13 protein-coding genes are annotated in these 11032 nt (G+C 58.5%); 6 read left to right on the top strand and 7 right to left on the bottom strand.

From position 1 onward, the window contains the following. A partial coding sequence (locus B4F73_RS02955; protein ID WP_290482470.1) for an SDR family oxidoreductase occupies positions 1 to 298 on the top strand: 298 nt, incomplete at its 5' end. A 118-nt stretch (positions 299 to 416) separates the two neighbouring features. On the opposite strand, the gene B4F73_RS02950 is transcribed toward B4F73_RS02955, so the two are convergent. Further along, a complete protein-coding gene (locus B4F73_RS02950) occupies positions 417 to 1178 on the bottom strand; it encodes a vWA domain-containing protein (protein ID WP_206992089.1) in 762 nt (253 codons plus the stop codon). A gap of 196 nt (positions 1179 to 1374) precedes the next feature. Continuing rightward, the gene (locus B4F73_RS02945; RefSeq protein WP_290480535.1) at positions 1375 to 2268 is read right to left on the bottom strand and encodes an acyl-CoA desaturase; all 894 of its coding nucleotides are present in this window, start codon (positions 2266 to 2268) and stop codon (positions 1375 to 1377) included. 224 nt (positions 2269 to 2492) lie between these two features. Between B4F73_RS02945 and B4F73_RS02940 the strand changes: the two genes are divergently transcribed. Together B4F73_RS02940 and B4F73_RS02935 are read left to right on the top strand one after the other, a co-directional pair. Further along, the gene (locus tag B4F73_RS02940; RefSeq protein WP_290482469.1) at positions 2493 to 3674 is read left to right on the top strand and encodes a hypothetical protein; all 1182 of its coding nucleotides are present in this window, start codon (positions 2493 to 2495) and stop codon (positions 3672 to 3674) included. A 281-nt stretch (positions 3675 to 3955) separates the two neighbouring features. Next, positions 3956 to 4504 carry a thioesterase family protein gene (locus B4F73_RS02935; RefSeq protein WP_051608016.1) on the top strand — a complete coding sequence of 183 codons (549 nt, stop codon included), beginning with the start codon at positions 3956 to 3958 and terminating at the stop codon, positions 4502 to 4504. Here the strand turns inward: B4F73_RS02935 and cdd are convergent. Beyond that, positions 4501 to 4908, bottom strand: coding sequence for a cytidine deaminase (gene cdd, locus B4F73_RS02930; RefSeq protein WP_290482468.1), 408 nt, complete (start codon positions 4906 to 4908; stop codon positions 4501 to 4503). The genes B4F73_RS02935 and cdd overlap by 4 nt on opposite strands. Before the next feature lie 86 nt (positions 4909 to 4994). On the opposite strand from cdd, the gene B4F73_RS02925 reads away from it, so the two are divergent. From B4F73_RS02925 to B4F73_RS02915, 3 genes are all read left to right on the top strand, one after another. Continuing rightward, positions 4995 to 5918 carry a nucleoside hydrolase gene (locus B4F73_RS02925; RefSeq protein ID WP_034817030.1) on the top strand — a complete coding sequence of 308 codons (924 nt, stop codon included), beginning with the start codon at positions 4995 to 4997 and terminating at the stop codon, positions 5916 to 5918. Then, positions 5915 to 6751, top strand: a complete 837-nt coding sequence (locus B4F73_RS02920) for a ribokinase (RefSeq protein ID WP_034817031.1) — start codon at positions 5915 to 5917, stop codon at positions 6749 to 6751. Before B4F73_RS02925 ends, B4F73_RS02920 begins: the two co-directional genes overlap by 4 nt. Before the next feature lie 87 nt (positions 6752 to 6838). Then, positions 6839 to 7630 carry a S1/P1 nuclease gene (locus B4F73_RS02915; RefSeq protein ID WP_290482467.1) on the top strand — a complete coding sequence of 264 codons (792 nt, stop codon included), beginning with the start codon at positions 6839 to 6841 and terminating at the stop codon, positions 7628 to 7630. 3 nt (positions 7631 to 7633) lie between these two features. On the opposite strand, the gene rpoN is transcribed toward B4F73_RS02915, so the two are convergent. From rpoN to B4F73_RS02895, 4 genes are all read right to left on the bottom strand, one after another. Continuing rightward, entirely contained in the window at positions 7634 to 9127 is a 1494-nt protein-coding gene (rpoN, locus tag B4F73_RS02910; protein WP_290480529.1) for an RNA polymerase factor sigma-54, read from the bottom strand. Positions 9128 to 9148: 21 nt separating this feature from the next. After that, positions 9149 to 9883, bottom strand: coding sequence for an LPS export ABC transporter ATP-binding protein (gene lptB, locus B4F73_RS02905; protein ID WP_034817035.1), 735 nt, complete (start codon positions 9881 to 9883; stop codon positions 9149 to 9151). Positions 9884 to 9981: 98 nt separating this feature from the next. Next, positions 9982 to 10503 carry an LptA/OstA family protein gene (locus B4F73_RS02900; RefSeq protein ID WP_051608017.1) on the bottom strand — a complete coding sequence of 174 codons (522 nt, stop codon included), beginning with the start codon at positions 10501 to 10503 and terminating at the stop codon, positions 9982 to 9984. Further along, the coding region (locus B4F73_RS02895; RefSeq protein WP_290482466.1) for a hypothetical protein at positions 10490 to 11032 on the bottom strand (543 nt) is incomplete at its 5' end. The genes B4F73_RS02895 and B4F73_RS02900, both read right to left, overlap by 14 nt.

Here is an 11032-nt window from a genome sequence, read left to right as displayed (position 1 = left end):
TCAGGCATCCTACTCCGCCTCCAAGGGCGGTGTTGTCGGCATGACCCTGCCAATCGCGCGCGACCTTGCTCGCGAACTGATCCGCGTCAACACGATCCTGCCGGGTATCTTCAACACCCCGCTGATGCAGGGCGCACCTGACAATGTGAAACAGGCGCTTGCCGCTTCGGTGCCAAACCCTGCTCGTCTCGGTAACCCGGACGAATATGCGTCACTCGCATGTGAGATGCTCAGCAATGGCTACTTCAATGGCGAAGACGTTCGCCTCGACGGTGCCATTCGCATGGCTCCGCGCTGATCGGCTCACGCCGTCTCAGTAACGCTTCAAAGGCCCGCTCCCGGTTCTCGGGGGCGGGCCTCTTTAATGGAAGCGGGCTACGAGGACGGAAAGGGAGCCCGGCTCCCGGTCGTCCCCTTTACTGTCCCTTGCGTTGTTTAACGCCTTCCTCGTCAGCAATTGCGCGATCTTCGTCATTGAAGATGATTTCTGCTTCCTCGCCCTTGCCATAGGCGCGGGATTTCTTGGCCAGCGCCGACATGGAGTCTCGCATTGAGCCCTGGCCCACCGCCATCGTTTTCGAGGCGGAAACACCGACGGCTTCGGCATCGTCAAAGCGGGCAAATTCTGCGCCGAGGAAGACAACTTCCCAGCCTTTTGCCTCGGCCCTGTCGAGCGCAGCTTTGGCACCATCGCGGGTAAGCTCACGAGATGAGTTCTCCAGGCCGTCCGTCATGATCACGATCACAGCCTTTTCCGGGTCGTCAGCCTCGGCCAGCGATACCATCCGGCCAATTGCGTCGAACAGGGGCGTCATCCCCCGCGGATTGGCTTCCTCATTGGTAACATCCGTCCAGTCTTCGGCGCCAACTTTCTCGCGCAAGACATCAAACTGCATGCTCTCCTGAAAATCGAAGATGGCCAGCGTCACATCGGTTTTGATGTCGCTACCTTCGATTTCCCCTTCATCGGCCTCGCCAACGCTCGCAGCATACGCATTCACGGATGTGAGGGCTTCATCCCAGATGCTGCTCATTGAGCCTGTTCGGTCGAGCAGGATATAGGAATGCACCGCCCCCGGATCATCGTCCGGCTCCGGTGCGGGTATCTTGGCGGAGGCTGGCCCCATCAGGGCGATGGCGGCTGCGCCGGCGGCGAGTGTTGTGATGAGCTTTTTCATGCGTGCGTCCCTGTCCAGAAATCTACATCGGGCCACCCGGCCTGATGCATGTTAATCTCCGGGCGAAATCGGGCACACATGTGGCATTAACGCGTTGTTAGAAAGGAAATCGGGTGCGAACGACTGTCCGCACCCGGTGAATATGAGCAGCTGTTCATATTGGCTGCTATAGGCGTAGGATTTCCGAGCTGGAAGTTTAGGCGAACTGGGGCGCGATTTTCAGATTCCGCACCCACCCGATCTTTTCCATGACCAGAAGGATCGTGCCATTATAGTCGACAATCCGGTTCCAGACGCCGCGACGCGGACGGTGCAGCGCGCTGATTGGTTCATCATGGTGATGGTCATGGAAGGCTTCGCCGCCTGTCAACAGCGCCATCATATGGTCAGCCCAGATTGGGGTTTTCAGATGGCCCAGCACGTTGATGCCATAAACCGTGGCATGGAACTGAATGGCGCGGCCAATCACAACCGACGCATGGATCAGCGCAGTTAGCAGCAATGAGCCACCAGCGGCCCAGACGATCAGATAGATCGCGGCCGGGATCACGAGATGAACGACGAGGCTGATCTCATTATAGAAACGGTCCATCCACACTACAGCTGGCTGGTTCTTCAACCACATTGCCAGAGGGCGCTGAGTGTCGCGGTGATCACGCCAAAGGATCCAGCCGACCCAGGCCCAGCGCTTGGACTCGAACGGATTGTGCGGATCGCCCGGCTTGTCTGAAAAGCGATGGTGCTGGGAGTGATAGTTCACCCAGTCCTTCACATTGCCCTGCATGGCAATCACGAGATTGATCATGGTCACGATCTGGCCGGGCATTGCCAGTTCGCCTGCGCGATGCTGAAGGATGCGGTGAAGCGGCCCGATGCCGGCATTACAAACGAAGATCGATGCGCCGATCACGGCGATGGCTAGCGGAACGTACCACCAATGGAAGGTCAATTGGCTCAGGGCAACGCCAAGCACGATCATGGTGATGAACAGCGCCAGGCCGAGTGCCGGATAGCCGAAGGCTGAAAAGAAGCTCGCATAATTGAAATTCTTCCACGTCTTGGGAATGGCGAGCGAACGCGGCAGCGTCATTGAGTGTCCTCCTGAGAGCCTCACATCCTGTGGGCCTTGATTTTCCTGAGTGTCCAGCGGACTGAATTAATACAGACTTAAGGCCTCAAAGCTGTTGTCGTAAAGATGGAACCGCATTGTTGACGGGCTTGTGACCGAAACGTGCGGTGCAGGGGTGACGAACTGGCTCCTAACCCGCTAGAACACGTCAGGAACATGTGCCGGGCTGGTATGGGAGGCGCTGCATGGCAGACGATCGTCGCCAATTTGATCTGCAACGCCTTCGGGACCTGGGACTGGATCTGGATTCCAGTCAGGATGAAGCTGAACTCAAAAGTACATGCCCCCTGACCCCGGACTGTATCGAGGCCGGCGATAATAGTCTGACGCTGAACCAGCTGACCGAAAAGTTCCATTGCGCCAATTGTGGTCAATCGGGCTCTTTCCGGGAGCTTGTTCGCGCGCTTGAAAGCGGCGAGCTGGCCCAGGAAGCCCGGGCGCCCGCCATCCTGGATGCTGAATTCTCAGAAGCGCCGATCCGGGCAACCCACGCGGTCGTTCGCGCCGAGCCGAGAGTGATGCAATTGGGGGAGGGGCAGCGGGTCCGGTCCGACGCCGAAATACGACTGGAGCGCAAACAAGCCCGCAAGGCGGCGCGTCAGGGTCGTCACACAGGCGAGAAGATCATCATCACATTGCTGGCCCTCGTCTTCCTCGGGGCAGGCCTCGCGGCAGCGGGCCTCTCCGGTTTTGCAAACTATCAAGCCTTTTCCAAATCCGTGGCCGACCCGCTTCAGTCGGGCGTCTGGGGATGGACCGGCGTGATCGCGGCGATCATTTCATTCGGTGGCTTCACTTTCTTCTATTGGCATTCGGCCAACCACCGAATGAAAGAGGGGGTTCGTGCCTTGCTGTTCGCCCTTGCTGGAGGGGGCACTTCTATCGTCGGCACGCAAATGTACATCGCCGCCAACAATCAGGCCGCCGAGGCAGAGCTTGTCCGGGCTGGTTCAAACCGGGACGTGCTCGCCACACAGATCGCTGACTGGCGGCGCCAGTTGGAAGGCATCCCTCCAGAAACCCGATCAGTCGATGGATTGGAGGCCTATATAGAAGAGGTCGAGCGGGTCGAACGAACGCACCAGAAGCCCTACCGAGACGCACAGAATGAACTCGGACTGGCGCGCCGCCGTGACGACCTGCTGGCGCGAATTGAGACCGCAAATGCGGAACTCCTGGGCACGGGCTCGGGAGACATTCTCGTTGAAGCGCAGACCCGTACATCGATTCCCGGCTGGTTTTTCGCGCTCATGCTTGAACTTTTTTCCAGTCAAGGCACGTCGATTGGTCTGGTCGCGCTTCTGATCCTGTATGGCAGGTCGCAAGTAAACGCCGAACCTGAAAGCGTTAACCAAGACATTTCCTGAAAAATGAACTCTTCTGCGTGTCACGCATAGAACTATTGAAGCAACGACATGGTGCTTCTCCATCTGAACTAAACCGGCACAGAATGTGCCGGTTTTTTTCTGTCTTGCGGAGCATTTACTACGTTTCTGGCCTGCGACTTGCGAAAGCTGGTCGTACCGGCGCTCTTCATTCTATTGCATGACGTTCAGAGCAAAGGTGCAGTTGTTACGCAGCGTGATCTGGTGCTTGAGAGCGAAATCTCTGTTTACCATGATACGCGTCCACGGGTTAGAGTAAGTCCATGAATCTGTTCTTCAGGTTTCTTCGTATTTTCCTTCCGGCTTTCTTCACGAAAAAGCGGACCGGACTGATGGATGTTCACACAGTCCGCTCCTCCGTCTGGATAGGCGACCAGGACCCGTTGGGTCACATGACCAATTCGCGCTATTCCTCGTTCACCGATCTCGGCACGATGAACTATATGGGCCGTACCGGTGCGCTGATGACGTATCGCAAGCGCGGCTGGAGTCCGATCATCCAGCACGAGTCCATCACCTTCTATCGGATGATGAAATTCCCTCAGAAATTCGAACTGACGACGCAACTGGTTGGGTGGGCTGACTGCTATATTTGTTTCCGTCATCAGTTTCACAGCAAGGGCAAGCTGATTGCGGAGAGCCGCATGGTGGCGCGGCTGGTGGGGCGAGGTCGGAAAAAGGTGGACACGCAAATGGCGCTCGAAGCGATGGGGCTCAACCTCGAAAGCCCGCAGCTGAGCCAGCGCTATCTTGACGCGATCGCAGACTTGCAGGCGAAAGACGCTGCGCGGAACGCGGAAAGAAGCACCTAACGATCAAACGAAAAGGCGTTCGGGAGCAGATCTGCCATCTTCCACTCTTTCAGGGCGGTCCCGTCCGCTGCTACCGCGTAGACGATGCAGTCCGGATCACACAATTCGGCAATACGCTGGCGGCAGCCACCGCATGGCGAAAGGTCTCCGTCCCCGCCTATTACCAGCACGTGCGAGCAAGTCTTTCCGCCCGAAACCACCATGGCACCCAGGGCGACCGCTTCAGCGCACGTTCCTAATGGATAGGCCGCATTCTCGACATTGCAGCCCGCGAAAATCCTGCCCTGTTCATCCAAGACGGCGGCGCCAACCTTGAATTTGGAATAGGGGGCGTGGGCCTGTTCACGCGCGGCGCTCGCGGCAGTTTGAAGTCGGTCAATCAGGGAAGGGGACGGGTCGGTCACGCAGGTATCCTCTGGCCAAGTGCGGGCTTCCTGCTTAGGCATTGTCGCCTGTCTTGTCACTTGATTGCCGAATCCTGCGAAGCGCCATGTCCCGTATTCCCCTGATAATTGATTGTGATCCCGGTGTGGATGACGCCGTCATGTTAATGATGGCGCTGGCCAGTTCAGATCTGGACATACGTGCCATCACGACCGTTGCCGGCAACGTGCCGCTTCATCTGACCAGCCGGAATGCGCGCATGATGTGCGACTTGATGGACCGCAGGGAGGTCCCCGTATATGCCGGGTGCCCGCGTCCGATGGTGCGCACGCCGGTCACTGCGGAGGATTTCCATGGTGAAAGCGGGATTGCCGGGCTTGAACCGTTTGCGCCGGAAACGCCGCTGGCCGAAGCGCATGCCGTCAACGCGCTGATCGACATGCTTCGCGCCGCCGGGCCGAAGGGCCTGTCGATCGTGATGACAGGGCCGATGACCAATCTCGCGACAGCGCTGATCATGGCGCCGGATATTGCGGAGAGTATTGACCAACTGGTCCTTATGGGCGGCGCTGACAGCGAGGGCGGCAATATCACGCCCTTTGCCGAGTTCAATGTCTTTGCAGACCCCCATGCGGCGGCTGTTGTGCTGGGGAGCGAGACGTCAGCCACAATACTCTCTCTGGATGTGACACATCAGGTCCGGGCGCTCGACTCCCATCTGGCTCCCTTCCGCACACTGGAGGGCGACCGGCCGCGCATCATGGTCCAGCTGCTGGAAGCGGCGAATGCCCTGGAACAGAAATGGAAGGGCAAGCGCACGCCGATGCATGATCCCTCCACAATCGCATTCCTGCTTGCACCGCACCTGTTCGAGGGCCGAAGGGCTGACGTGACGGTTGAAACAGAATCGGGCGCGCGTTTCGGACAGACCCGGCCGTCCAAACTGGAAACGGGTCGCCATACCTGGATCACCAAGGCGGATGCCGCGGGCTTCTTTTTGTTGGTGAAGGATTTGCTGGAGACATCATGATCACGATTGTTGGATCTATCAATCTCGATATCGTCGCGACGGGTGCGAGTTTGCCTCGGCCGGGGGAAACGGTGACGGGTGCCACGCTTGCCCGCCATCCCGGCGGCAAAGGCGCGAACCAGGCTTTGGCGGCGCGCCGTCTGGGCGCGGATGTCCGTCTGGTGGGGGCTGTCGGCGCGGACGATATGGCAGAGGAAGCTTTGAAGCTGTTGCAGGCCGGCAGCGTGGACCTGTCTGGAGTCCAACACGTGAATGGGGAAACAACGGGCGTCGCGCTGATCGCGGTGTCTGCCGATGGCGAGAACCAGATAGTGGTCTGCCCCGGCGCGAATGCCGTGTTGCGCCCTGCTGATGTCGAATTCGTCGAGATTGAACACATGATGGGGGTTCTGGAAGTCAGCGCAGACACGTTGCTTGCAGCAGCGCGCAAGGCCACCGGATTCGTAAGCTTGAACCTTGCTCCGGCCATGGTCGTGCCCGACGCATTGCTAGCTGAAGCGGACCTGATCAGCGTGAACGAGACCGAAGCGGCCTTTTATGGCGGGGCGTTACACCAGTTGGATGCGTATGTTGCGATCTCGCTTGGCGGTGACGGGGCAACGCTCTGGAAAGATGGCAAGCAGATCGCTCAGGCGTTACCCCCGAAAGTGAACGTGGTCGACACGGTCGGAGCCGGGGACACGTTCACCGCGGCGCTGACCGTGGCCCTGATCGAGGGCCAGTCTCCTCAGAAGGCGCTGGAGTTCGCGGTGGCTGCGGGCGCTGTTGCGTGTACGAAGCCCGGCGCGCAGCCGAGTTTGCCGAAGCGTGTCGATCTCGATCCATATCTCTGATTGGCGGGCGCAGGCGTCTTCATGCAATTGACGCATGGTCGCGCTAGGGCTTTCTGGAATTAGGTTTTGATGGTTGGAGGTTTCCCCATGTTTCGATTGATTGCCAGCGCGCTCGCGGTGACGGCGCTCGCCCTTCCGGCCTCAGCCTGGGGCAAGACCGGCCACCGCATCGTGGGGGAGGTCGCGACGACCTATCTTAGCGAACCCGCTGCAACAGCTATCGAAGACATTCTCGGACCCGAAGGTCTTGCCGAAGCATCCGACTGGCCAGACTATATGCGTTCCAATCCAGACTCCTTCTGGCGCTCGGAAGCCAATCCCTGGCATTATGTCACGATCCCTGAAGGGCAGACCTATGCGGATGTGACACCGCCCGCGAACGGAGACGCCATCACGGCGCTTGCAAGTTTTCGGGCCACCGTGCTCGATCCTGCCGCGTCTCTTGAGGAGCGCCAACTGGCGCTTCGGTTCATTGTGCACCTTGTCGGGGACCTCCAGCAGCCGCTCCATGCCGGCAACGGGACCGACCGGGGCGGGAACTGGGTCGATGTCGTCTTCTTCGAGGAAATGTCGAATTTGCACGAGGTCTGGGACGAGAAGCTCATTCAGTATGAAGAGCTCTCCTACACCGAATGGGCCAATTGGCTGGTTCAGAAAATCACGCCGGCTGACCTGGGCGAGTGGGGCGCGGCCACGCCCGGACAATGGGCCGATGAGAGCGCCGCCATTCGCGACACGATCTATCCGGAATCGGAAATCCTGTCCTACGACTACGCCTATATGGCGCGGCCAATCCTGAACCAGCAGATGAGCAAGGGCGGTGTGCGCCTTGCGGCCTATCTGAACGCGATGTTCGAGCCGGTCCCGGAGACTGAATAGGGGTCAGGCGCTCGCGCGATTGATGCGGCGGCGCTGGACACTGGACGGGATGTTGAGGCTTTCGCGATACTTCGCGACGGTGCGGCGGGCGATATCCACGCCATAGCCTGTCAGAATTTCGACGATCTGGTCGTCCGACAGCACATCATCAGGCTTCTCGTTCTCAATGAGATTCTTGATCCGATGGCGGACTGCCTCGGCTGAATGTGCTTCGCCGCCACCTGTTGCAGGGATTGAGGCGGAGAAGAAGTATTTCAGTTCAAACAGGCCGCGTGGGGTCGACATGTACTTGTTCGTCGTCACGCGACTGACCGTGGATTCATGCATCTCGATCGCGTCTGCGACCTGCTTCAGATTCAACGGTCGCAAATGTGCGACGCCATGCGCGAAGAACGCGTCCTGCTGGCGGACGATTTCACTGGCGACTTTCAGGATGGTGCGGGCGCGCTGGTCTAGCGACTTGATCAGCCATGTGGCCGATGCGGCGCATTCGGAGATGAATTCCTTTTCCTTGTCGCGCATCGGCAAGGCCGTCACTTCGGCATAATAGGCCTTGTCCATCAGGACACGCGGAAGGTTTTCCGAATTCAGCTCAACGGCAAACATGCCGTTGGGCATTTCGCGCACATAAACGTCTGGTGTCACCGCGACCGATGCATCGCCGGCAAAGCTGGAACCCGGCTTCGGTGACAGCTGGCGCAGCTCCGTCATCATGTCGAGCAGATCTTCCTTGTCGACACCGCAGATATCCGCAAGGCCTTTCAGGTCATGCTTGGCAACGAGTTGGAGATTCTTGACCATGGCTTCCATGGCCGGATCATATCGACCCCGCTCCTTCAGTTGCAGGCCCAGGCATTCCGGTATCGAGCGCGCCATGACGCCCGTCGGATCAAAGCCCTGGCATACACCCAATACGGCCTCGACATTCGCGATGTCAGCGCCGAGCGCCGTGGCGACTTCCTCCAGATCGGCGCGCAGATATCCCGTATCGTCGGTTTCGTCGATCAGGCGGGCCGCGATCAGTCGGTCGGCCGCTGAAAGGCCAGCCAGGTTCAGCTGTGTGTGCAAATGTTCGTGAAGGGATATTTCGGAGCTTATATTTGCGGTATAATCGAAGTCCTCCCCGGATCCGCCGCCGCTGCTGGCGGTGGACCAGTCCGTCGTTGCCGATGGTCCGGAATTTCCGGCTGGCATCGCCGCATCTGAACCTGTGCCCGGTTCATAGACGTCTTCACCCGGTGCATCGAGTTGCTCGCGGGCCGCGCCGAGGCCAGATGTGTCATCCAGCGAAAGTTGTTCGCGATTTTCCGTTCTCGGGGCGTCGCTTTCCGCGGCACCCTCTTCTTCGGCCTTGTTGAGCAGGGGATTGCGTTCAATCTCCGCTTCGACGAATTCCGACAGTTCGTGGTTTGACAGTTGCAACAGCTTGATCGCCTGCTGAAGCTGTGGCGTCATTATCAGGGATTGACCCTGGCGCATGTCGAGTGACTGTTTCATTCCCAAGCCCGCGCCTTTTTCCTAAGCGGCGAACTGCTCACCCAGATAGACCCTGCGTACATCCTCGTTGGTGAGCACGTCTTGCGGCGTCCCATCAAACAGGACTTCACCTTCATACATTACATAGGCCTTGTCGACGATCTGCAAGGTTTCGCGCACTTGGTGGTCCGTGATCAGAACACCCAGGCCGCGCTGCTTGAGATAGCGGACAAGATCGGAAATGTCGGAAATGGCGAGCGGGTCGATACCGGTGAACGGTTCATCCAGTAGCATGAAGCTTGGACGCGATGCGAGCGCACGGGCAATTTCCACCCGGCGGCGTTCGCCCCCGGATAGCGACGTGGCTGCCTGGCCACGAAGATGTTCCACATGCAATTCGCTGAGCAGGCTATCGACCTGTGCCATACGCTTTGCCCGGTCTTTTTCGACCAGTTCCGCGACGGCCATCACATTTTCTTCCACCGTCATGCCCCGAAAGATCGAGGCTTCCTGTGGAAGATAGCCCACGCCAAGGCGCGCGCGCTGGTACATGGGTAAACGGGTCACGTCTTCGCCATCGATGGAAATCGATCCGGAATCCGCGCCGATCAGGCCCATGATCATGTAAAAGCAGGTCGTCTTGCCGGCCCCATTGGGTCCAAGCAGGCCGACAATTTCCCCACGTTGAAGGCTCAGAGACACATCCCGCACGACCTGTCGCTTGCCAAAAGACTTGGCAATGCTGTTTACGACAAGGCCTTCGGCCGAATCCGTCATCTTTTCTGAATTCCCTCAATCTACTGGGATATTGCCACCCGGAAACAGGCTTAACCTTACATACTTAAGATCGGCTTCACGTGCGCGCCAAAATTTTTTCAGTTTCCTGACTGATTGTCCGGATCAATCACCATTCGGGTGCGTCCGTCACCCCCGTCCAGCGTTGTCCGGCGATTGCCGATCTCGACCCGTAATACGGCGCCTTCGGCCACGTCGCGCTCGCGCAACAGGGCCACATTCCCGGTCATGGTAATGATATCGCTGGCCGCATCATATACGCCGCGATCGCCCTTGGCCTTCATATCTGCCGTGATGTAGAAGACATTGCCCTCGGCGATCATTGTCTTGACCTGGCCGAAACCGCCGCCGACGCTGGTGGATTGCGTCGTACCAGCCGGCTTTTCCGCAAAGATCATGGTCACCGTATCCGCGCGCAAGCGGGCATCGCCCTGCTGGATATCGACATTGCCGATCAGCAGCACCTTGCGCTCGCGCTCCAGACTCTCGGTACGTTCCGAATTGATGTAGATCGGGCCGCCTTCAGAAGAGATCTGCGCGGCGGCCGGCATTGCGAAGGCTGCCAGAGCGGTCAGCGAAACAAGAATTCTATTGAGAGCCATCTGTCTCACCTTCAATCGTTTCATTTGTGTCTTCCGGGGCAGGGTAGAGCACCGTTTTGACATTGCCTTTGCAGATGACGCGGTTGCCATCTTCCAGAACTTCATACGAGTCACAGCTGATATCGCCAAGAGGCCCTCTGCCTTGCAATGGCGAAAGACCTTCGACGCGCCCCTCATCGACGAACACGCGCGCGCCAGATGTCATGAAGGTGAATCCATTGGCATCCGCGATGCGGACATCCTCATACAGTTCCAGAATTCCGGCATCACGGTCATACATCCCCGATGGTGCGCGGATTTCGCTTCCAGTCTGGTCCAACAGAACAGGATTGACGAGATCGACCAGTGTACCGGTGGTTTGGCGCCGTCGCGCCGCATCTGCCGTGATGTTGAAGCTCTGCCCGACCGAATCCCGACCTGAAAAACGCGGATTGAGCATGGTGACGGTTTCACCCTGCGCCACCTGGACAGGTGTCGCATCCTTCGCGATAGCGCTGCGCACAATATATCCAAGAAACAAGCCAATCGA

The sequence above is a fragment of the Hyphomonas sp. UBA3601 genome (assembly GCF_002375605.1).
In the GTDB taxonomy this organism is placed as follows: domain Bacteria; phylum Pseudomonadota; class Alphaproteobacteria; order Caulobacterales; family Hyphomonadaceae; genus Hyphomonas.
The sequence above is the reverse complement of the archived record's forward strand: the minus strand, read 5'-3'. Positions and strand labels throughout refer to the sequence as shown.